Genomic DNA, 23,951 nt, shown 5'->3' on the forward strand with positions numbered 1-23,951 from the left:
AGTGATGGTGTTGCCCATCACACGCCGAAATGCCCCCCTTGCCTACTGTCAGAATTCACAGTTCGAACCTTAACAACCGCGCCACCCGACGAGTGGCGCGTTGCGATCCGAGTTAAAAACCCTCCAGCTCCGCCATCAAATCACTCAACCGATCCACCTTCTCGGCGCTGATCTCATTCGCCGCCAGCCCGTCGATATACCCCGCCAACGCCTCCACCGTGCTGCACTCGAACATCGCCCGCAACGGCACATCTCGCTGCAGCGTCTTCTGCACCCGTGAAGCTATCTGCGTGGCCAGCAACGAATGCCCGCCCAGTTCGAAGAAGTTGTCCTGCACGCCGACGCGCTCGACCTTGAGCACCTCGGCCCAGATCCCGGCCAGCGTCTGCTCCAGCTCATTGCGCGGCGCCAGATATTCCTGGCTGTGCAACTGGCCGATCTCCAGTGCCGGCAAGGCCTTGCGGTCCAGCTTGCCGTTGGCGTTCAGCGGCAACCGGTCGAGCCACAACCAATGCAACGGCACCATGTATTCCGGCAGCTCGGCCCGCAGGCGTTGCTTGATGCGATCGAGGCGCTCACCCGGGTTGAGCTGCGCATCCGCCGCCACCAGGTAGCCCACCAGATGCTTGCCGTTGACGCCCTCCTGCACGCCCACCGCAGCATCCCGCACTTCAGGCTGCTCATGCAGGCGCGCTTCGATTTCACCCAGCTCGATCCGGTAACCGCGAATCTTCACCTGATGGTCGATGCGCCCGACGTACTCCAACACACCGTCGCTGCGACGGCGGGCCAAATCCCCTGTTCGATACAACCGGTCCGCACCCAATGGATTCGGCACAAACGCTTGCGCCGTGCGCAGCGGATCGCTGACATAACCACGACCCACGCCGGTCCCGGCCACGCACAACTCGCCGACGGCGCCTTGAGGCACCAGTTCCAGCGCACCGTCCAGCAGGTACAACCGGTTATTGTCGGTCGGCGTACCAATCGGCAGATAAGTGCCACGGGTCGACGCCAGGTCGACGCGGAAGAACGCCACGTCGTCCGAACATTCCGCCGGGCCATACGCGTTGACCAGGCCAATCTGCGGATAACGCAGCAACCACTGGTGCGCCAGTTCCGGCGGCATCGCTTCACCCGTCGGCAGCATCCAGCGCAAGCCATCCAGGCTCATGCGGTCCTGGGCGAGCATGCCCTGGATCAGTGACGGCACGCTTTCCAGCACGGTAATGCCCTGGGCCTGGACGTGAGCGAGCAAGCCTTGCGGATCATGGGCAATGGTATTCGGCACAATGTCCACCCGCGCCCCGAACAGCGGCGCCGCGAGGAACTGCCACACCGAGATATCGAAACTTTGCGAGGCGGTCTGGGCGATCACATCGTGCTCAGTCAGTTGCAGATACGGCACCTTGCTCAACTGGTTATTGAGCATGCCGCGCTGTTCGACCATCACGCCCTTGGGCAGGCCAGTGGAGCCCGAGGTGTAGATCACGTAGGCCAGGTTATCCGGCGCGCTGTAGATACCGGGGTTTTCCTGCGAGCCAGTCATCTCCTCCCACACCAGCAACTTCGGCCGGCCGCAGCAGGCAAACTCTTCCAGCAGCACCTGCGCCTGCTCACGGCACGCTTCGGTGCACACCAACAGCGGCGTGCGGCTCAAGTCGATAATCCGGCTCAAGCGCTGGGTCGGCAGCCCCGGATCCAGCGGCAAGTAACCCGCGCCGGCCTTGAAGCTGCCGATGATCATGCCCAGCAAATCCAGATTACGTTCAGCCAGCAACGCCACCGGTTGGTCCAGCCCGACACCCGCGGCAATCAGCGCATGACCCAGGCGGTTACTGCGCCGGTTCAGCTCAGAGTAGGTCCATTGCTGATCCAGGCAACTGGCGGCAATCCGCTGTGGATGCTGTGCCACCTGGGCTTCGAACAGCTCGATGTAACTGCGCTCCAGCGGATATTCATGCTCGCTCTGGTTGCAGCCGTCCACCAGGAACTCACGCTCCTGCTCGCCAATCAGCGGCAAGTCGGCCATGTCGCCATGGAAGCCCTGCACCAGCGCCAGCAGCAGCCGCTTGAATTCAGCGAGCATGCCTTGCACGGTGGTTTCATCGAAATAACGCTGGTCGTAGGACAGGTGCAAGCCCAGGTCATCGCCCGGGTAGCACACGGCCGTCAGCGGGAAGTTGGTGTGGGTGCGACCGGAATCCGAGGTGGCATTCAGGCTTTGCGCACGGTCCAGTACCGAGACTTCCACCGGGGCGTTCTCGAACACGAACAGGCTGTCGAACAGCGGCTGGCCTTTCGGCAGTTCGCTGTGCTCCTGGATGGTCACCAGCGGCAGGTACTCGTACTCGCGCAGTTGCATATTGCTGTCGAGCAGGCCGCTCAACCATTGGCGCACGCTGCACTGCTGATCGTCCTCCGGCAGCTTGACCCGCAAGGCGATACTGTTGATAAACAGCCCGACAGTGCGCTGCATCTCGGGCATTTCTACCGGGCGCCCTGCCACGGTGACGCCGAACAGCACGTCGCGATCGCCACTCAAGCGCCGCAGCACCAGGGCCCATGCCGCCTGGGCGAAGGTGTTCACCGTCAATTGATGAGCCTGGGCCAGCTCGCGCAATTGCGCGCCGTCGCGCACATCCAGGCGGGTGTAGCAGTCGCCTACCACCATGCCGCCGCTGTGGCCGGCATGCTCGCGCAGGAACGGCCGGTCGCTCGGAATCGGTGTGGTGCGTTCGAACCCTTGCAGGTTCTGCTGCCACCACTGGCGCGCCTCGGCGAGGTTCTGGCGTTGCAGCCAGGCGATGTAATCGCGGTAACGCGGTGGCGTCGCCAGTTGCGCTTCGCGACCTTCGCCGAGGGCCATGTAGATGTCGAAGAAATCGTTCATCAGCAGCGAGCGGCACCACGCATCGATCAGGATGTGGTGGTTGCTCATCATGAACCAGTAGCGGGCTTCGCCTACGCGGATCAGCCGCAGGTGGAAGGGCGCCTGGTTAAGCAGATCGAAACCGGCTTCACGCTCGCTTTTCAGCAACGCTTGCAGGCGCGGTTCCTGCTCGCTTTCCGGCTCCTGGCTCCAGTCGAGGTACTCGATCGGCGTGCTGCCGGGCTTGTGGATAACCTGCAACATGTCTTCGCCGACGTTCCAGCAGAACGAGGCGCGCAAGGCTTCATGACGGGCGATCACCGCCTGCCAGGCCTGGGCGAAACGCTCGGGGTCCAGGGCGCTGTTGATGCGGTAGCGGTCCTGCATGTAGTAGAGGCCGGTGCCCGGTTCCAGCAGGGTGTGCAGCAGCAAGCCTTCCTGCATCGGGGTCAGCGGGTACACGTCTTCGATGGCATTGGCCGGCACCGGCAGCGCATCGAGTTGCCCCTGGGTCAGGTGCGCCAGCGGGAAGTCCGACGGCGTAAGGCCGCCCGCGTCTGCCTTGAGGCAATGTTCGATCAGGCTTTGCAGTTCCGCCAGGTAAGCGTCCGCCAGTTCAGCGATGGTCTGGCTGTGGTGACGCTCGCGGCTGAAGGTCCAGCGCAGCACCAGCTCACCGCCGTACACCTGGCTGTCGACACTCAGCGCGTTGGGCAACGGCGCGTCCGGGTCGTGGGCGATCCCGGCGGACTCGTCCAGCGGGTGGAACAGTGCGTCGGCGCCAAAGCTCTGGTCGAACTGGCCGAGGTAGTTGAAGGTGATACTTGCGCTCGGCAACGCGGCCATGGTCTGGCGGCACAGGTCGTCGGCCAGGTAGCGCAGCACGCCATAACCCAACCCTTTGTGGGGCACGCCGCGCAGTTGCTCCTTGATCGCCTTGATCGAGGCGCCCTGCCCGGCGGCCTCTTCGATATGCAGCGGGGTCAGGCGCAGCGGGTAGGCGCTGGTGAACCAGCCGACGCTGCGGGTCAGGTCGATCTCGTCGAACAGGGTTTCGCGGCCGTGGCCTTCCAGCTGGATCAATGCGGATTCATGGCCACTCCAACGGCACAGCACACGGGCCAGGGCCGTCAGCAGCAAATCGTTGACCTGGGTGCGGTAGGCACTTGGTGCCTGCTGCAACAACTGGCGGGTGCGCTCGGCATCCAGGCGCACGCTGACGGTATCGGCGTCGCGATTGCGCAGCGAACCCTGTGGGCGATCCACCGGCAATTCAACGGCAGGGCCGGCCAACTGTTGCTGCCACACGTGCAGCTCCTCACGCAGGGATTCGCTGCCGGCATACGCCTGCAACCGCGCCGCCCAGTCGCGCAAGGCGCTGGTCTTGGCCGGCAGGTTGACCGGCTGGCCGTCGCTCAACTGGCGATACACGCTCTGCAAATCTTCCAGCAATACGCGCCAGGAAACGCCGTCCACCACCAGGTGATGGATCGCGATCAGCAGCCGGCGCTGGCCTTGCGGGCCGTCCACCAGCAACGCGCGCAACAACGGGCCATGGGCAAGGTTGAGGCTGCGCTGGGTGTCGGTGAACAGCGCGCTGCACTGCTCCATGTCCGCTACCTGGGCTTGCAACAGCAGGCCGCCTTCCGGCACCGCCAAGTGTTCGGCGTGCCATTGGGCGTCGCGCTGGGTGAAGCTCAGGCGCAGGGCGTCGTGATGTTCCAGCACCGCCAGCAACGCTTGCTCCAGGCGATGAGGTTCCAGGGCCTGAACCGGCTCCAGCAGCAATGCCTGGTTCCAGTGTTGGCGCTCCGGGATGTCGGTGTCGAAGAACCAGTGCTGGATCGGCGTCAGCCCGGACGCGCCGGTCAACACGCCTTGTTCGGCGCTGACCTGCTCGCTGCGGGTCGCCACGGCGGCCAGGGTTTGCACGGTCTGGTGCTGGAACAGATCACGCGGGCTGAAATGAATCCCCGCCTGCCGGGCCCGGCTGACCACCTGGATCGACAGGATCGAGTCGCCGCCCAACTCGAAGAAGTTGTCGTCAAGGCCTACCTGTTGCACGTTCAGTACCGCGCACCAGATGGCCGCCAGGGTTTGCTCCAGCTCGTTGCGCGGCGCCACGTACTGTTGACGATTCGCCTCGGGGTCCGGCTGCGGCAAGGCGCGGCGGTCGAGTTTGCCGTTGGCGGTCAGCGGCATGCTGTCGAGAACGATCAGGTGCGCGGGCACCATGTAGTCCGGCAGCTGCGCTTTCAGATGCGCCTTTAGGGATTCACGCAGCGCGCCCTGCTCCTGGTCGCTGACCAGATAGGCCACCAACTGCTTGCCGCTCGGAGAGTCCAGCGCCAACACCACCGCTTCACGCACCGCCTCGTGTTCCAGCAGGCGGGTTTCAATTTCTCCCAACTCGATGCGGAAACCACGAATCTTCACTTGATGGTCGATACGACCGAGGTATTCCACCAGGCCATCGGCACGCTGGCGCACCAGGTCACCGGTGCGATACAGGCGACCGCCATTCGTGGCAAACGGATCCGCGACAAAGCGCTCCGCGGTCATGCCCGGACGCTGGTGATACCCCTGGGCAAGGCCTGCACCGCCGACGTACAACTCGCCGGTCGCGCCTTGCGGCACCAGCGCCAGGTCCGCGTCAAGAATGTAGGCCACACGCGCGCCGATGATGCTGCCGATCGGCACGCTGCCGGCGCCCTCTTCCAGGGCTTCCGGGGCCAGGCTGGCCAACGGCATCACCACGGTTTCAGTCGGGCCATAGGCGTTGAAAAACAGCGCCGGCTTGAATGCCGCACGAATGCGCTGCAAGTGTTCGCCGGTCAGGGCCTCACCGCCGGTGATGCACATGCGCACCGCCAGGGTCTGGTCTTGCGTGGCCAGCCATTGCGCCAACTGGCTGCCATAGCTTGGGGTGAAGCCCAGGATATTGATGCGGTGCCGACGAATCAGCCCGCAGATTTCTTCCGCGTCCCACTGGCCCTGGGCCCGCAACACAACCTGCGCGCCACTGAGCAACGGCACCAGCAGACGCTCGGTGGCAGCGTCAAAGTTGATGGAATAGAAGTGCAGCTCGCAGTCATCCGGGCGCATGCCGAAGCGCTCGATCACCGCCTGGCAATGCATGGCAATTTCACCGTGGGACACCACCACGCCCTTAGGCTTGCCGGTGGAACCGGAGGTGTAGATCAAGTAGGCCTGATGTTGCGGCAGGCTGATGAAAGGCAACTCGCTCGCCGGGTAGTCCGCCAGGGTCGGCAGGTCATCTTCCAGGCACCAGCGGCCGACACTCTCAGGCAGTTCGCCCAATGCGTCGAACATCGCGGCATCGCTGAGCAACAGGCCGATGCCACTGTCTTCGATCATGTAGTGCAGGCGGTCCAGCGGGTATTCCGGGTCCAGCGGCACATAGGCGCCGCCGGCCTTGAGGATTGCCAGCAGGCCAACCACCATCTCCAGCGAACGCGGCAACGCCAGGCCGACCCGCACCTGCGGGCCCACGCCGCGCTCGCGGAGCATCCAGGCCAGGCGATTGGCACGGCTGTCGAGTTCGCTGTAGCTCAGGGTCTGCCCGGCAAAGGTCAACGCCGGTGCATCGGCACGGGCCAGGGCCTGCTCGCTGAACAGGTGATGGATGCACTGGTCGAGGCGATGCTCGCCAGCCTCAATGCCGAGGCTGTCTTGCAGGGCGCGCTGTTCGCCAGCCTCCAGCAACGGCAACTCACTCAGGCGCTGTTGCGGATCGCCGAGCAAGGCTTCCAGCAGGTTTTGCCAATGCGCCGCCATGCGCGCAATGCGCGGCTCGTCGAACAGGTCGGTGCTGTAGGTCAGGCAGCAACCCAGGCGATGATCGAGGTCGGTGACTTCCAGGTTGAGGTCGAACTTGGTGGCGCGGGCATCGTTGGCCAGGTATTCGACGGTCATCCCGGCCAGGGTGCGGCTCTGCTGGAATTCCCAGCGCTGCACGTTGCACATCACCTGGAACAGCGGGTTGTACGCCGCGCTGCGGGGTGGTTGCAGGGCCTCCACCAGATGGTCGAACGGCAGGTCCTGATGGGACTGGCCTTCGATCACGGTATGGCGAACCTGGTCAAACAGTTCGCCGACACTCATCTGCCCGTTGAGCTGGCAACGCAGCACCTGGGTGTTGAGAAATGCGCCGATCAGCCCTTCGCTTTCCGGGCGAATCCGGTTAGCCACCGGCGCACCGATGCGCAGGTCAGTCTGGCCGCTGTAGCGGTAGAGCAATACCGCGAGGGTGGCGGTCATGGTCATGAACAGGGTCAGGCCGCGTTCGGCGTTGAAGGCACGCACGCGGGCGGCGAGGTCGTCGCTCAAATCAAAACGGTACAGCTCGCCCTGGTGACTTTGCACCGGCGGCCGCGGACGGTCGGCCGGCAGTTCCAGCAGCGGATGTTCGGTGCCCAGTTGCGCGGTCCAGTAATCCAGTTGGCGCTGGCGTTCGCCGGACTCCAGCCACTGGCGCTGCCACACGCTGTAGTCGAGGTACTGCACCGGCAGTGGCGCCAGTGGCGATTCGCGGTCGTCGATGAACGCTTCATACAGCGCGCTGAGTTCACGGGCAAAGATGTCCATGGCCCAGCCTTCGGTGACGATATGGTGCAGGGTCAGCACCAGGTAATGTTCCTGCTCGCCGGTCTTGACCAGGCAGGCGCGCAGCAGTGGACCGGTTTCCAGATTGAACGGCGTGTGGGCTTCATGATCGGCCAGTTGCTGCACACGCCGTTGCCGCTCGGCCTCACTGAACGCCGAGAAATCCTGCCAATCCATGCGCACGCCGGTTTGCGCCGCAACCTTCTGCTGCGCCACGCCATTGATGCTCGGGAAAGTCGTGCGCAGGGTTTCATGACGCATGATCAAGGCCTGCAACGCCGCCTCGAAACGGCCCACGTCCAGCACCCCGCGAAAGCGCGCCATGCCGCCGACGTTATACGCCGGGCTGTCGGGCTCCATCTGCCAGAGGAACCACATGCGCTGCTGGGAATAGGACAGTGGCACCGGCTGGCTGCGGTCGACCTTGCCGATGGCCAGCTGTTGGTTACGTTGCCCGGCGGCCTGGATCAGCCGGACCTGCTCGGCGAAAGCCCCCAGCTCGCTGGCGTCGAACAGCGTGCGCAACGGCAGTTCGACGTCACAGGCCTGGCGGGTGCGGGAGATGATTTGCGTCGCCAGCAACGAATGGCCACCAAGGGCGAAGAAGTCGTCCCGCAGGCCGATGCGTGGCAGCGCCAGGACTTCACGCCAGATCGCGGCGATTTGCTGCTCCAGCGCTGTTTCAGGTTCGACGTGTTCACGTACCTGCCACACCGGTTCCGGCAAGGCGCGGCGATCCAGTTTGCCGCTTGGGCTCAGGGGCATCGCGTCCAGGCGCATCAATTGCGCCGGGACCATGTACTCCGGCAGCTCGGCGGCCAGGGCGGTTTTTACGTCCTGTTCATCCAACGGTTCGCTGGCGGTGTAGTAACCGATCAACTGCGCACCGGCTGCGGTTTCCCGCACCAGCACCACCGCTTGGGCGATGCCGTCGAGAGCCAGCAGGCGGGCTTCGATTTCTTCAGGCTCGACACGGAAGCCACGCAGTTTGACCTGCTGATCCAGGCGCCCGAGATATTCCAGCACACCGTCGGAGCTCCAGCGCACACGGTCACCGGTGCGATACAGGCGTGCGCCCGCCTCGCCCAGCGGGTCGGCGACAAAGCGTTCGGCGGTCAGCCCCGCACGCCCGAGGTAACCCCGGGCCAGGCCGATGCCGCCGATGCACAACTCACCCGGCACACCCGCCGGCAGCGGCTTGAACTGATCATCCAGCACCCGGCAAATCACATTGCCCAGCGGCCGGCCAATCGGCGAACGCTCGCCGTCCTCGGCCTGGCAATGCCAGTGCGTCACGTTGATCGCGGTTTCGGTGGGGCCATACCGATTGTGCAACTGCACCGCCGGCAACTGCGCCAGCACCCGGTTGCGCAACTCGGCAGGCAGCGCTTCACCGCCGGAGAACAGGCGACGCAGGCTGGTGCATTCGGCAGCCAACGGTTCGTCGACAAACAGCTGCAACAGCGGCGGCACAAAGTGCAGCGTGGTCACGCCGTGCTCCTGCACCAACTGCGCGATGCGATGGGGATCGCGATGCTCGCCGGGGCCGGCCAGCACCAGGCGGCAACCGGTGATCAGCGGCCAGAAACACTCCCACACCGACACGTCGAAACTGATGGGCGCCTTTTGCATCAGCACATCGGTTTCATCCAATTGGTAGGTGGCTTGCATCCACTGCAAGCGCTCGGCCAGCGCGGCATGGGTGTTGCCCACGCCCTTGGGCTGGCCGGTGGAGCCGGAGGTGTAGATCACGTAGGCGAGGTTGTCGCCATTGAGGTGCAAACCCGGCGCGTGGGTCGGCCAACTGTCGAGCTTGAGGCTGTCCATGGCGATGACGCACACGCCTTGCGCCGTGGGCAGTTGTTCCAGCAGTGAAGTCTGGGTCAGCAGCAGTTGCACGCCGCTGTCCTTAAGCATGTAGGCCAGGCGTTCGGCCGGGTAATCCGGATCCAGCGGCACATAGGCACCGCCGGCCTTGATGATTGCCAGCAGGCCGATCAGCAGTTGCGGCGAACGCTCGGCGGCGATGGCCACGCACACGTCCGGGCCGACGCCCTTGTCCCGCAGGTAATGGGCCAGGCGGTTGGCCTGGGTGTGCAATTGCGCGAAGGTCAGGCTGCCGTCCTGCCACACCACTGCGCTGCGTTCCGAGACGTGTTGGTTGAGTTGTTCCGGCAGCCAGCGCTGCGCCGGTGTGCACGGCGCAGCGCTCCACTGCTGTTGTTGGCGCTGCTCGTCGACGTGCAACAGCTTCAGGTCGCCGATGGCCTGTTGTGGTTGCTCGCAAATGGCTTGCAGCAGGTTGATGAAGTGCCCGGCCAGGCGCTCAATGGTGGCGGCGTCGAACAGCTCATCGGCGTAGTCGAACGACAGGCTCAGGCGCCCGTTGCGGTCTTCTTCAGTGTGCAGTTGCAGGTCGAACTTGGCTTCGCGGCTGTGCCATGCCAGCTCGTCGGCAAGCAGGCCCGGCAAGCGGCGCAAGGCGCCGAGGTCACGTTGCTGGTGGTTGAACATCACCTGGAACAGGCCTTGTTCCCGGGCTTGGGGGAAGGCTTCCAGCAGTTGTTCGAAAGGCAGGTCCTGATGGGCCTGGGCACCCAGCGCTGCGGTGCGGGTTGCCGTCAGCAACTCGGCGAAGGGCAGGCGCGCATCCAGTTCGGCGCGCAGTACGAGGGTGTTGATAAAGAACCCGATCAGGCCTTGGGTTTCCTGGCGCGGACGGTTGGCGTTGGGCACGCCGATGCGGATATCGCGCTGGCCGCTGTAGCGATAGAGCAGGCTCTGGAACGCCGCGAGCAACAGCATGAACGGCGTGGATTCGTGGCTTTGGGCAGTCTTGCGAATGGCTTCGCCGAGGCTCGCGCTCACACGCACACTGTGGCGCGAGGCACTGCGCAGGTGCTGCGCCGAACGCGGGTGATCGGTGGCCAGGCTCAGGGTTGGGTGCTCGTCGCCCAGTTGTTGTTTCCAGTAAGCCAGTTGCCGCTGGCCCTCGCCTTCGGCCAGCCACTGGCGCTGCCAACTTCCGTAGTCGGCGTATTGCAGGGCCAGCGCTGGCAGCTCCAGGGGTTGGCCCTGGGACGCAGCGGCGTACAGTCGCGAGAATTCGTCGATCAACACGTTCAGCGACCAGCCGTCCGCGATGATGTGGTGCATCGTCACCAGCAGTTGGTGGTCTTCGTCATCCAGGCGCACCAGCGTTACCCACAGCAGCGGGCCTTTCTCCAGGTCGAACTGGGTGCGGGCTTCGTCTTCACGAATCTGCTTGGCCCGGGCTTCCCGCTCGGCGGCAGGCAAATCGCTGAGGTCGATGACTTGCAGGTCGAAATCAGCCTTGGCGTCGACCCGCTGGAAGGCCTGGCCATCGCGCTCGAAGAAGCGCGTGCGCAGGGCTTCGTGGCGCTGGATCAATTGCTGGAAGCTTGAGCGCACCGCGTCTTCATCCAACTCGCCGCGCAACCGCAAGGCGCCGGGAATGGTGTAGGCGCTGCTGTGCGGGTCGAGTTGCCAGGTGATCCACAAGCGGTTTTGCGCGAGGGATTGCGGCAGGTCTTCCTGGCGCGACAACCCATGGATTGCGCCTTGGGCCACGCCGCCGTCCTGCTGCAATTGCCCGACGCTGGTGGCGAAGGCAGCCAGGGTGGGCGCTTCGAACAACAGGCGCAGGCTCAGTTCCAGGCCGAGGGTTTCCCGCAGCCGGGCGACGACCTGGGTGGCGCTGATGGAGTTGCCCCCCAGCAGGAAGAAGTGATCGTCGGCGGCGACCTGCGTCACCTGCAATTGCTCGCACCAGATCGCGGCAATCCGGCTTTGCAGCTCGGACGCCAGCACCGCATCACCCGCCTGCGCTTGCACGCCAGGGAACTGCGCATAACTGTCGAGGCTGCCGTCCGCCAGGCGTGTGCGGCAGGCCGAGCGCTGCACCTTGCCGCTGGACGTTTTCGGCAAGCCACCGGGGTTGAGCAACACCACCACGCTCGGCGCTTCCTGGCAGGCTTCGGCCACCGCCTGGCGAATCGCTTTGATCAGTGCCTCCGGCGGCAGGATTTTCTGCACGCTGCGGCTGATTTCGGCAGCAATACCGATGCCTTCCAGGCCCTGGTCATTCACCGCGAACGCAGCGACCCGCCCCTTGCGCACCACTTCCACTTCACGCTCGATGGATTGCTCGATGTCTTGGGGATACAGGTTGTGGCCCCGCACGATCAGCAGGTCTTTCAGCCGGCCGGTGATGAACACTTCACCTTCGCGGATAAACCCGAGGTCGCCGGTCCGCAGCCAGGTACGGCCTTCGTGCTGGACGAAGGTCTTGGCGGTGGCTTCAGGGTTGCGCCAATAACCATGGGCGATGCTCGGGCCGGTCGCCCAGATTTCACCGACGGCATTGTCGGGGAGCGTCGCCAGGGTGGCGGGGTCGGCAATCAGCACCGCGTGCTCGGGCTGGCTGGTGCCGCAACTCATGATCGCCGCGCCCTGCCCTGGCTCGGCGCGATTGGCGGCCAGAGCCTGTTCGTCCAGGCGCAGGGCCGGGATGCCGTGGCCACGGGTGCCGCCGGCAACGAACAAGGTGGCCTCCGCCAAGCCGTAGGAGGCGAAGAAATTGTTCGGGGTAAAACCGCAGGCGGCGAACTTCTCGGCGAAGCGTTCGAGGGTGTCGAGGCGGATCGGCTCGGAGCCGGAATACGCCACGCGCCATTTGCTCAGGTCCAGGCGATCCAATGCCGATTCGCTGACTCGCTCGCTGCACAAGCGATAGGCGAAGTCCGGCCCGCCGCTGATGGTGCCGCCGTATTCGCTGATCGCTTCGAGCCAGCGCAATGGCCGGCCAAGGAAGTACGCCGGCGACATCAATACGCACGGCACACCGCTGAAGATCGGCTGCAGCAGCCCGCCGATCAGGCCCATGTCGTGGTACAGCGGCAACCAGCTGACGATCACGTCGTCGGGGTTCAGGTCGATGCCGAAGCCGCGACGGATCAGCAATTCGTTGGCCACCAGGTTGCCGTGGGTCACTTGCACGCCCTTGGGCAACGCAGTGGAGCCGGAGGTGTATTGCAGGAAGGCGATGTCATCGTCCTGCAAGTTGGGCGCGATCCAATTGCCCGCGATTTCAACATGGAGACTGTCAACGCACAGCAACTGCGGCGCGCCTTCGAGTTGCGCCAGCGAATCACCGAGGCTGGACGTGGTCAGCAGCAACCGCGGCTCGGCGTCTGCAATGATCGACAGCAGCCGCTCCTGATGATGGCGGCGGGCGGACTCCGGCGGATAGGCCGGCACCGCGATGACCCCGGCGTACAGGCAACCAAAGAACGCCGCGACGTAATCCGGCCCGCTGGGGAACAGCAGCACCGCACGATCGCCCAGCCCGGCGTCGGCCTGTAAGGCGGCGGCAATGGTGCGGGCGCGCAGGTCGAGGTCGCGGTAACTGAGGACAACGCTCTGTTCGGCCGTCTCGGCAAGGAAGCGCAACGCCAGTCGATCCGGGGTTTGCGCGGCGCGGCGTTGAAGGGACTGAACCAGGGTGCGGGGAAGTTCGAAGGCGTCCATCATGGGGTTCCTGCCTGAAATCGGCTGACTGGGAAATCGGGGAATGTGTGGCCGGGGGCTTGTTCAGCCGGTCGCCCGGGCCATCTGCCGCGCGGCGTCGTTGCGCCAGCGGGCCAGGTGTTCGTCGGCGTAACGCCGCACACAGCGCAGTACGGAACTCTCGTGCTGCACCAGGAAGAAGTGGTGACCGTCGAACATGTCGAGGGAGAAACCGCTGGCGGTGTCTTGCTGCCAGTCCAGCAGTTGATCGGCGCGCACCGTGTCCTGCTTGCCGCCGAATACATGGATGGGCAGGCTCAGCGGCTCACGCTCGCCGTATTCGAAACTGCCGCACAGCAGGAAGTCGGCCCGCAGGATCGGCAGCATCAACTGCATCAGTTCGGCGTTGGCCAGCACGTCTTCGCCCGTGCCCTTGAGTTCCCGCAGGCGGGCGATCAGTTGCTCGTCGTTTTTCTCGATGGCGTATTCGCTGACATCGCGACAGGCCGGGCCGGCGGTACCCGAGGCAAACAGCGCCAATGGCGGCGGCGCGCCCCGTTCGCGCAGGGCATGGGCCAGTTCGAAGGCCAGCAGGCCGCCGAGGCTGTGGCCGAACAAGGCGTAGGGGCCGTCCAGCTCGGCGCGAATCTCATCAGCCAGTTGCCCGGCCAGTTTTTTGATATCGCGCTGCAACGGCTCGTCCATGCGCATGCCGCGCCCCGGCAACTCCAGCGGCCGCACCTGCAACCACTCCGGCAGCGCACGCCGCCAGCGGCTGTAGACCATGGCGCTGGCGCCGGAGTAAGGCAGGCAAAACAGGCGTAATCGAGCCGGCGTGTTCATTTCAGACCACTCCCGCTCACACGATAAAAACCCATTTTGTCCTCCTCCAGGCGCTGATCCTTGGCCGGTTTGTTAACTGGCCTTTCACCCATGAGAACGGATGGCACCGGGAAATAATTAGTCAGCGAGACGCCGTTCACACCTCTCGATAAAGCATAAGATTAGTTCGTCTTCTCATTTGACAATCATTATCATTAAGCATAATTTGTTGCCCGATGTGTAGGAGGCCTCAGCAAGGACGCCCTCCCCCAACCTTCTCTTGCAACAAGGTGATTTCCATGACGGAACAAGTATCCACAGGCAGGTGCGACTCACCCCTACTCCAGGCCTTCGTCGACAATCGACTGATCCTGGTCAAGATCGCAGCGCGTATTACCGGCTGCCGATCCCGCGCCGAAGACGTGGTGCAAGACGCCTACTTCCGGTTGCAATCGGCCCCCACCATCACGTCATCGTTCAAGGCGCAGCTCAGTTACCTGTTCCAGATCGTGCGCAACCTGGCTATTGATCACTACCGCAAGCAGGCGCTGGAGCTGAAATATTCCGGCACGGAAGAGGAAGGCTTGAATGTGGTTATTCACGGCGCTTCACCTGAGACCTCGCACATCAACTTTTCGACGCTGGAGAACATTGCCGACGCCTTGACCGAGTTGCCTCAGCGCACGCGTTATGCGTTTGAGATGTACCGGCTGCACGGGGTGCCGCAGAAGGATATTGCCAAGGAGCTGGGGGTTTCACCGACGTTGGTGAACTTTATGATTCGCGATGCGCTGGTGCATTGCCGGAAGGTTTCCGGGACCCATAGCGACACGTTTGCGCGGCGGGCCTGACGCGCCACACATCCCATGTGGGAGCGGGCTTGCTCGCGAAAGCGGTGGATCAGTCACACATGCATTGACTGACACTGCGCTTTCGCGAGCAAGCCCGCTCCCACATTTGATCTTCGTGCACTCAGATTTTTTGCTCAGTCAAACCAACCCACACCGCTCAAAAAACCGTTCCCGCCCCAGAATCATCAACGCCGCCCGCTTATGAGGAAAATCAAACTCCTTCTCACAGTGGAAACACTGATTCTGCATATGCCCAATCATCTTCCCGTTATCCGCCCGAGGCTCAGCCACCACACGCTGCGTACGCGGATCATCGAGAAACAAGTAATGCACCAGCGCCGACAACCAGCTCGCTACCTTGTGCGGACCACGGTGGTGCTCTTCGCCCACCAGCATATGAATCCCGCGATCGTAATCCGCCGCGTCATAAAACGGCGCAATCCGATCCTCCTTCGCCCAATACGCCTCGAAATAAGCAAACGGCTCATCATCGAAACAGCCAATTAACGTCAACGCATGGGGATCCGCTTCCAGCTTGTCCAGATACTCCCGATGCTGTTCCAGGCTGCCAGTTTCCTGCCAGAAATTCGCCACCCGCGCACTGTTCTGCCAACGATTGAAGCGCGCCAGATCAACATCAATCTCCACCGTACGCAGTGAAATCCACGCCCCCAGCCGCGCATCAAACCGCCGATACACCTCGCCCCGCGGCTTCGGCGCACGGGCAGGATGACGCTTGCCACCGCTGATGATCATCTGCTGCGGATAAGTCCCCGTGAGAGATTGCCCCAGCCACGGTTGCGGCAACTGCCAGAACAACGTGCGCTCGCAATGAAACTGCCCGGCAACCCCGGTCGCCACCAGCAACCCACTGCGCAAGGCATCTTCCGGCGCATGCTCAAGACACCAGACCAGTCGCTGACGCCCGGGCTCCCTGGCAAACAGCCAATAACACGCCGCCCACAAGGCACGGGCAGCCGGCACACTGGCGGGCTCCTGCAAATGCACCTGCACCTCATCACCCCGCTCAAGGCGCAGGCGAATCAGCGGCTGGCCCTCAAGGGTGAGGCTCAGGCGGCTATCAGTTTCATCAGCATTCAGGGCGGGTCCCGCCGGCAAGGGCAGCACAGACAGGTCATTCAGATTGGACATGGGATGGGCTCACGAATCGTCGACAGTTCAACAAGTGACGTGAGCCGAGGGCAAAAATTTAGACGATCACGGTACCGGCATTACATCGATGCGGTAAGGCTCGAAGATCTTCAGCAACTGGCCGTTGTCCCTCAGCTGCTTGAGCAGCCCGGCGAACGCCGGCCCCGTGATCGGCGCCTTGGGCCGCAGCAACGCATAGTGGTGGTACACCTGGTCGATCCGCTCGGACACCAGGAACTGCCCCGCCGTATCGGCATTGCGCACCAGGAAATCGCTGAGGTAGGAACGTGTCACCAGGGCAATGTCGGCCCGGCCCCGGGCGACCATCAGCAGGTTGCTGTCGTGGGAATAGGTCAAGGTGGCGTTGAAGTGCTCCGCCATGTACTTGGGGTCGGGGTTGAAGTTGGCGAACGCGTAGTGATAGCCGCTGAACACCGCCAGGCGCTTGCCGGTCAGGTCGGCGAAATACGATTGGTCGCGACCGGGCTCCTGCTGGGCCACGAAGATTTCCGCATCCTCCAGGCCCATGTCGACATCGGTGTGGGCAATATCCTGCCAGCCCCACTTGGGGTTTTCGAAGATCGCCATGTCCACCCGACCTTGCTGGAAGTCGCGAAAACGCCGGGGAATCGAGGTGGGTACCAGCACAAACTGGTAGTCGGTTTGCAGGGCGTTCAAGGCTTCCACCAGTTGCGGCAGCAACCCGGTGTCGGCACCCTGCTCCGGGCGCACGGTGTATGGCGGGAAATGCGCAGCACCGACCCTCACCAGTTGGGCGGCCGAGGCAGGCATCAGCCACAGTGCGCCAAGTGCCCATATTGAGAGTCCTGCAGCCAATCGCCAAGGCGAAAACATCAAGGCACACACCGTCGAAAACTTTGATCCCGCTAAGCTAGGCGTTTTTGTCTATCGAGACAACTTTCTGCCACACAATTAATAGCTTGCGCGAAAGGGCTAGTCAGCTTTCAACACCATCAGCAAGGCTTCGTCGGCCAGTTGCTCCAGGGTCATGCTGCCCTGGGCGCGAAACCAGGTGGTGGTCCAGGACAAGGCGCCCGTCAGGAAACGCCGCGTGATAAACACATCGCCCTTGATGTAACCGGCGTTTTTCGCCTCCCCCAGCAACTGCAACCAGATCTCTTCGTAGATATCGCGCAAGGCCAGCACCTGGGCCTGGCCCTCGGCCGACAGGGAACGCCATTCATACACCAGCACCGCCATGGCCTCGCCACTGCCGCCCATGATCGACTGCAATTCGCAACGAATCAGCGCCAGCACCTGCTCGCGCACGTTGCTCGCCTCGGCCAGGGAAGCGCGCATCAGGGCGGTGTTGTAGTGGATGGTTTCCTCCATCACCGCCCGCAGGATTTCGTCCTTGCTCTTGAAGTGATGAAAGATGCTGCCGGACTGGATCCCGACCGCGCCGGCCAGGTCACGCACGGTGGTGCGCTCAAAACCCTTGTTGCGAAACAGGTGGGCCGCGGTTTGCAGCAGCTTGCCACGGGCACTGTCGGGGTCGGTCAATTGGCCGGCGTCGACCATGGTGCGCATCACCCGCAGGGCTTTTTGCTCATCCATGCTGCTCTCCTTAACTTCTGGTTACGTCTTGGGCGGCAATTTAGGCCGTGGCAGCCAACCAAGCAAGCGCTTGGGGCAAAGTTATGACCAGAGTTTACAAACCAAGCGCTTGCTTGGTAGTGTGGGTGCCAGCAAACCAGAGGAAGGACGCCCCATGAACAAGACGGTACGCATCGGCTGCGCCAGCGCCTTCTGGGGCGACACCTGCACCGCCGCTGCGCAGTTGGTGCACGGCGGCACGCTGGATTACCTGGTGTTCGACTACCTGGCGGAAGTCACCCTGTCGATCCTCGCCGGGGCGCGAATGAAAGATCCCCAGGCCGGCTATGCCACGGACTTCGTCGAGGTGCTGACGCCGCTGCTGGCGGATATCCAGCGCCAGGGCATCCGCGTGATCAGCAACGCCGGCGGGATCAACCCCCAGGCCTGCGCCGCCGCGTTGCAGGCGGCCTGCGACCAGGCCCGAATCCCGTTGAAGATCGCCGTACTGCTGGGGGATGACCTGCAACCGCAGTTCAAGCAACTGCACGGCGTCACCGACATGTTCAGCGGCGCGCCCTTGCCGCCGATGTGCGTATCCACCAACGCCTACCTCGGCGCGCCCGGCATCGTGCAGGCGCTGGAGCTGGGTGCCGATATCGTGATAACCGGCCGTGTGGTGGACAGCGCGGTGGTCAGCGCGGCGCTGGTGCATGAGTTCGACTGGTCCTGGCAGGACTACGACCGCCTGGCCCAGGCGGCGTTGGCCGGGCATATCATCGAATGCGGCGCGCAGTGCACCGGCGGCAACTTCACCGATTGGCGGGAGGTGCCGGACTACGAACACATCGGTTTCCCGATTGTGGAGGTCAGTGCCGACGGCCAGTTCACCGTCAGCAAGGTCGAGGGCACCGGCGGACTGATCAGCGAACTGAGCGTCGCCGAGCAACTGCTGTATGAAATCGGCGACCCGCGCGCCTACCTGTTGCCCGACGTGATCTGCGACTTCAGCCAGGTCAAGCTCCGGCAACAAGGCAAAAACCGCGTGCACCTGCACGGCGCCAAAGGCCTGCCGCCCACCGACCAATACAAGGTCAGCGCCACCTACCCGGATGGTTTTCGCTGCACCGCCAGTTGCCTGATCGCCGGGATCGACGCGGTGGCCAAGGCCGAGCGGGTCAGCCAGGCGATCATCAACAAGACCTCAGAGCTGTTCAGCCAGCGCGGCTGGGCGCCCTACACCGACATCAACATCGAACTGCTGGGCAGCGAAGCCACCTACGGCCCCCATGCCCAACGCCAGGACTGCCGCGAAGTGGTGGTGAAACTGGCGGTGCGTCACCCCAGCAAACAGGCGCTGGTGCTGTTCGCCCGGGAGATTGCCCAGGCGGCCACCGGCATGGCGCCGGGGCTCACCGGAATCGTCGGCGGGCGACCCACGGTGTACCCGCTGATTCGGTTGTTTTCATTCCTGATCGATAAAAGCGCCTGCCAATTGCAGGTCGACTTCCTTGGCGAACGGCATGCCTGCGAATTGCCCGTCGCCAAACCGCTGAACACCTCGATCGCATTGATCGATCCGCCCAAACCCCAAGGCCGCGCCGACGCCAACGTGCCGCTGGTCAAGCTGGCCGTGGCCCGCTCCGGCGACAAGGGCAACCACAGCAACATCGGGGTGATCGCCCGCGAGCCCGACTACCTGCCGTGGATCGCCGAGGCACTGACGCCCGAAGTGATCGTCGACTGGATGAGCCACGTGCTCGACCCGATCCACGGCCGCGTCGAGCGCTGGTATTTGCCCGGCAGCCACAGCCTGAACTTCCTGCTGGAAAACGCCCTGGGTGGCGGCGGGATTGCCAGCCTGCGCATCGATCCCCAAGGCAAGGCCTTCGCCCAACAGTTGCTGGAAATCCCGATTGCCGTGCCGCAGCACATTGCCGATCAATTCACTTAAAGGACCCACGCCGTGGCCTTCGACTCGATCTTCAAAGCCGACCTGTTCCAGGGGCAGACCATCATCGTTACCGGCGGCGGCAGTGGCATTGGCCGTTGCACCGCCCACGAGCTGGCAGCCCTCGGCGCCCATGTGATCCTGGTGGGGCGCAAGCCGGAAAAACTGCAAACGGTGGCGGCGGAGATCAGTGAGGACGGCGGTCGCGCCAGCTGGCAGGCCTGCGATATTCGTGATGAAGAAGCGGTCAAGGCACTGGTCGGCCATATCCTCCAGGAGCACGGCCCGATTCATGGCCTGGTGAACAACGCCGGCGGCCAGTACCCCTCGCCGCTCGCGTCGATCAACCAGAAGGGCTTTGAAACCGTGTTGCGCACCAACCTGGTGGGCGGTTTCCTGATGGCCCGGGAAGTGTTCAACCAGAGCATGAGCAAGCACGGCGGGTCCATCGTCAACATGCTCGCCGACATGTGGGGCGGCATGCCCGGCATGGGCCACTCCGGTGCGGCACGTTCGGGCATGGACAACCTCACCAAGACCGCCGCCGTTGAATGGGGTTACGCCGGGGTGCGGGTCAACGCCGTGGCGCCGGGCTGGATTGCCTCCAGCGGCATGGACACCTACGAAGGCGCATTCAAGGCGGTGATCCCGACCTTGCGCGAGCATGTACCGCTCAAGCGCATCGGCACCGAATCGGAAGTCAGCGCGGCGATTGTGTTCTTGCTCAGCCCCGCCGCCGCGTTCGTCAGCGGCAGCACCTTGCGTATCGACGGCGCCGCCAGCCTGGGCAGCCGCGCCTGGCCGCTGCACAAGGCGCAACCGCCGAGCGTGTCCTTTAATGGTTTCCACCGGGCTTACTTGCCGGACGTGCTCAAGGAGGAGAAATAAGCCATGCCGGTGATCGACTCGCAACTCGACGCCCACAGCCCGCAATTCGCGCAGAACCGCGAAGCGATGCTCACGGGCGTCAATCAATTGCGCCAGCTGGAGCAAAACCTGCTGGGCAAGGCCGCCGAAGCCAAGGCCAGGTTCGACAAGCGCGGGCAACTGCTGCCACGGGAACGCCTGAATTTATTGCTCGACCCCGGCGCGCCGTTCCTCGAACTGGCGAGCCTGGCCGGCTACAAACTGCACGATGACAAGGACGGCAGCGCCGCTGGCGGCGGGTTGATCGCCGGCATCGGCTACGTCAGCGGCGTGCGCATGCTGGTGGTGGCCAACAACAGCGCGATCAAGGGCGGGACCATTTCCCCCTCGGGCCTGAAAAAATCCCTGCGCCTGCAACAGATCGCCATGGAAAACAAACTGCCGGTGGTGACGCTGGCAGAAAGCGGCGGCGCCAACCTCAACTACGCCGCCGAGATTTTCGTCGAAGGCGCCCGCAGCTTCGCCAACCAGGCGCGGATGTCGGCCATGGGCTTGCCGCAAATCACCGTGGTGCATGGCTCGGCCACGGCGGGCGGCGCGTATCAGCCGGGGCTTTCGGATTACGTGGTGGTGGTGCGTGGCAAGGCCAAGCTGTTCCTGGCCGGCCCGCCGCTGCTCAAGGCCGCCACCGGCGAAGTCGCCACCGATGAAGAACTGGGCGGCGCCGAGATGCATGCGCAAACCGCCGGCACCGCTGAATACCTGGCGGAAAACGACGCTGACGGTGTGCGCATCGTGCGTGAGATTGTCAGCCTGTTGCCGTGGGATGACCGCTTGCCACCTGTGCCAAAGCGCGCTTACAGCGAGCCGCTGTACCCGATTGACGAGCTGTTGGGGCTGATCCCCGACGATCCGAAAAAGCCCTACGACGTGCGCGAAATCCTCGCGCGGTTGGCGGATGCTTCCAACTTCCTGGAGTTCAAGGGCGAGTTCGACCCGCACACCGTCTGCGGCCACTTGCATATCCAGGGCCGGGCCTGTGGCTTTATCGGCAACAACGGGCCGATCACCCCGAAGGGTGCGAGCAAGGCCGCGCAATTTATCCAGCTGTGCGACCAGAGCCAGACACCGCTGCTGTTCTTCCACAACACCACCGGCTTCATGGTGGGCACCGAGTCGGAACAGCAAGGCGTGATCAAGCACGGCGCGAAGATGATCCAGGCGGTGGCCAATGCCCGGGTGCCGAAACTGACCATCGTCGTCGGCGGCTCCTATGGTGCCGGCAACTATGCGATGTGCGGCCGTGGGCTCGACCCGCGTTTTATCTTCGCCTGGCCCAACAGTCGCACCGCCGTGATGGGCGGCGCCCAGGCGGGCAAGGTGCTGCGGATCGTCACCGAAGCCAAGCAACTGAAAGACGGCCTGGTGCCCGACCCCAAGGTGCTCGACATGCTCGAACAGGTCACCGCACAGAAACTCGACAGCCAGTCCACCGCCCTTTATGGCAGCGCGAACCTGTGGGACGACGGGCTGATTGACCCACGGGATACACGGACCTTGCTCGGGTTTCTGCTGGACATCTGCCACGAGGCCGAGGTGCGGCAACTACAGCCCAACAGCTTTGGTGCAGCGCGGTTTTGATGATCGTTCCCACGCCCCGCGTGGGAATGCAGCCCGGGACGCTCCGCGTCCCCATAGGGAGAACAATAAAAATGATCTTCACCCAGGAACACGAAGCACTGCGTCGCACCGTCCGTGGCTTTGTCGAGCGCGAGATCAACCCGCATGTGGATGAGTGGGAAAAGGCCGGACGCTTTCCGATCCACGAGATCTTCCGCAAGGCCGGCGACCTCGGTTTGCTGGGTATTTCCAAGCCGGAAAAATTCGGTGGCATGGGCCTCGACTACAGCTACTCGATCGTCGCCGCCGAAGAGTTCGGCAGCATTCGCTGCGGCGGCATCCCGATGTCCATCGGCGTGCAGACCGACATGTGCACCCCGGCCCTCGCCCGCTTCGGCTCCGATGAATTGCGCGAAGAATTCCTGCGCCCGGCCATCAGCGGCGAACAGGTGGGCTGCATCGGCGTTTCGGAAACCGGCGCCGGCTCCGACGTGGCCGGGCTGAAAACCCATGCGCGCAAGGACGGCACCGACTACGTGATCAACGGCAGCAAGATGTGGATCACCAACTCACCGAGCGCCGACTTCATCTGCCTGCTGGCCAACACCTCGGACGACAAGCCGCACATCAACAAGTCGCTGATCATGGTGCCGATGAACACCCCCGGCATCAGCGTCAGCCCGCCCCTGGAAAAGCTCGGCATGCACAGCTCGGAAACCGCCCAGGTGTTTTTCGACGACGTGCGCATCCCCCAGCGCAACCGCATCGGCCATGAAGGTGCGGGATTCATGATGCAGATGCTGCAGTTCCAGGAAGAGCGGCTGTTCGGCGCGGCCAATATGGTCAAGGGCCTGGAGTACTGCATCGACAGCACCATCGATTACTGCAAGGAACGCAAGACCTTCGGCAAGGCGCTGATCGACAACCAGGTGATCCACTTCCGCCTGGCCGAACTGTCCACCGAAATCGAATGCCTGCGGGCGCTGGTGTACCAGGCCACCGAGCAGTACATCAAGGGCCAGGACGTGACGCGCCTGGCCTCCATGGCCAAGCTCAAGGCCGGCCGCCTGGGCCGGGAAGTCAGCGACAGTTGCCTGCAATATTGGGGCGGCATGGGGTTCATGTGGGACAACCCGGTGGCCCGGGCTTATCGCGATGTGCGGCTGGTGTCGATTGGTGGTGGGGCGGACGAGATCATGCTGGGGATCATCTGCAAATTGATGGGCACCCTGCCGGGGAGAAAGTCGTGAACACGTTGTTGCTGGAGCCGCATAACGGGGTGCTGCATGTGACCCTCAATCGGCCGGACAGCCGCAATGCCATGAGCCTGGAAATGGTCAACGAACTGCGTGCGGTACTGGCCGATGTGGCTGGGGACAAGAGCGTGCGGGCGTTGGTTATCAGCGGCGCGGGTGGGCATTTTTCGGCCGGTGGCGATGTGAAGGACATGGCTCGCGCGGGAGCCGCGGGCGGCTTGCAGGCGTTGAACCGGGCGTTCGGTACGCTGTTGCAGGAAGTGGAGGCGCTGCCGCAGGTGGTGATTGTGGTGCTTGAGGGTGCCGTGCTGGGCGGCGGGTTTGGGTTGGTGTGTGTCAGTGATGTAGCGATTGCGGATCATCAGGCGCAGTTTGGGTTGCCGGAGACCGGCCTTGGGTTATTGCCGGCGCAGATTGCTCCGTTTGTGGTGAAGCGTATCGGGCTGACCCAAGCGCGGCGGCTGGCTTTGACGGCGGCGCGGTTTGATGGGGTTGAGGCGCTGCGGTTGGGGTTGGTGCATTTTGTGGAGCACGATCCACAGGCGTTGGCGGAGCGGCTGGATGAGGTGTTGGGGCAGGTTTTGCGATGTGCTCCGGGGGCTAATGCGCGGACCAAGGCGTTGCTGCTGGCCAGTGGTGAGCAGGTTTTGGGGCCGTTGTTGGACCAGGCTGCCGAGTGGTTTGCCGAGGCAGTTTGTGGTGAGGAAGGGGTTGAGGGGACTCAGGCGTTTGTGCAGAAGCGCAGGCCGGGGTGGGCGCGATGAATCGGGGGCATATCCGTTATTTTTGTAATGGCGACTATGGGTTCCGCTCTTACAGCGGGTCACTTTTGAAAAGCGCAAAAGTAA

11 protein-coding genes are annotated in these 23,951 nt (G+C 63.5%); 6 read left to right on the forward strand and 5 right to left on the reverse strand.

Annotation, left to right across the window (positions count from 1 at the left end; genetic code table 11):
- Positions 1–112 precede the first annotated feature (112 nt).
- Together HYE77_RS23805 and HYE77_RS23810 are read right to left on the reverse strand one after the other, a co-directional pair.
- On the reverse strand, positions 113–13,051 hold the full coding sequence (locus tag HYE77_RS23805) for a non-ribosomal peptide synthetase (RefSeq protein ID WP_177069485.1): 12,939 nt from the start codon (positions 13,049–13,051) through the stop codon (positions 113–115).
- A 60-nt stretch (positions 13,052–13,111) separates the two neighbouring features.
- Complete coding sequence (locus HYE77_RS23810; RefSeq protein ID WP_177023348.1) at positions 13,112–13,870, reverse strand: thioesterase II family protein; 759 nt, start codon at positions 13,868–13,870, stop codon at positions 13,112–13,114.
- Positions 13,871–14,148: 278 nt separating this feature from the next.
- Here HYE77_RS23810 and HYE77_RS23815 point away from each other — a divergent pair, with 278 nt between their 5' ends.
- Positions 14,149–14,700, forward strand: a complete 552-nt coding sequence (locus HYE77_RS23815) for an RNA polymerase factor sigma-70 (RefSeq protein ID WP_003209024.1) — start codon at positions 14,149–14,151, stop codon at positions 14,698–14,700.
- A gap of 138 nt (positions 14,701–14,838) precedes the next feature.
- On the opposite strand, the gene HYE77_RS23820 is transcribed toward HYE77_RS23815, so the two are convergent.
- The 3 genes from HYE77_RS23820 to HYE77_RS23830 form a co-directional block, all read right to left on the reverse strand.
- Entirely contained in the window at positions 14,839–15,852 is a 1,014-nt protein-coding gene (locus HYE77_RS23820) for a GNAT family N-acetyltransferase (protein WP_003209026.1), read from the reverse strand.
- A 66-nt stretch (positions 15,853–15,918) separates the two neighbouring features.
- Positions 15,919–16,707 (reverse strand): ABC transporter substrate-binding protein, encoded by a 789-nt coding sequence (locus tag HYE77_RS23825; protein ID WP_083853176.1) that lies wholly within the window; start codon positions 16,705–16,707, stop codon positions 15,919–15,921.
- Between the two features lie 99 nt (positions 16,708–16,806).
- A complete protein-coding gene (locus HYE77_RS23830; protein ID WP_177069486.1) occupies positions 16,807–17,430 on the reverse strand; it encodes a TetR/AcrR family transcriptional regulator in 624 nt (207 codons plus the stop codon).
- A gap of 154 nt (positions 17,431–17,584) precedes the next feature.
- Here HYE77_RS23830 and HYE77_RS23835 point away from each other — a divergent pair, with 154 nt between their 5' ends.
- The 5 genes from HYE77_RS23835 (at position 17,585) to HYE77_RS23855 (ending at position 23,867) form a co-directional block, all read left to right on the forward strand.
- Entirely contained in the window at positions 17,585–19,363 is a 1,779-nt protein-coding gene (locus tag HYE77_RS23835) for an acyclic terpene utilization AtuA family protein (protein ID WP_102369611.1), read from the forward strand.
- A 12-nt stretch (positions 19,364–19,375) separates the two neighbouring features.
- Positions 19,376–20,248 carry an SDR family oxidoreductase gene (locus HYE77_RS23840; protein WP_177069487.1) on the forward strand — a complete coding sequence of 291 codons (873 nt, stop codon included), beginning with the start codon at positions 19,376–19,378 and terminating at the stop codon, positions 20,246–20,248.
- Between the two features lie 3 nt (positions 20,249–20,251).
- Positions 20,252–21,868 carry a geranyl-CoA carboxylase subunit beta gene (gene atuC, locus HYE77_RS23845; protein WP_008431693.1) on the forward strand — a complete coding sequence of 539 codons (1,617 nt, stop codon included), beginning with the start codon at positions 20,252–20,254 and terminating at the stop codon, positions 21,866–21,868.
- 71 nt (positions 21,869–21,939) lie between these two features.
- The gene (gene atuD / locus HYE77_RS23850) at positions 21,940–23,097 is read left to right on the forward strand and encodes a citronellyl-CoA dehydrogenase (protein WP_087695085.1); all 1,158 of its coding nucleotides are present in this window, start codon (positions 21,940–21,942) and stop codon (positions 23,095–23,097) included.
- Positions 23,094–23,867 (forward strand): enoyl-CoA hydratase/isomerase family protein, encoded by a 774-nt coding sequence (locus HYE77_RS23855; protein ID WP_008431696.1) that lies wholly within the window; start codon positions 23,094–23,096, stop codon positions 23,865–23,867. Before atuD ends, HYE77_RS23855 begins: the two co-directional genes overlap by 4 nt.
- The last annotated feature ends 84 nt before the right edge of the window (positions 23,868–23,951 follow it).

The sequence above is a fragment of the Pseudomonas sp. IPO3774 genome, assembly GCF_013386835.1.
In the GTDB taxonomy this organism is placed as follows: domain Bacteria; phylum Pseudomonadota; class Gammaproteobacteria; order Pseudomonadales; family Pseudomonadaceae; genus Aquipseudomonas.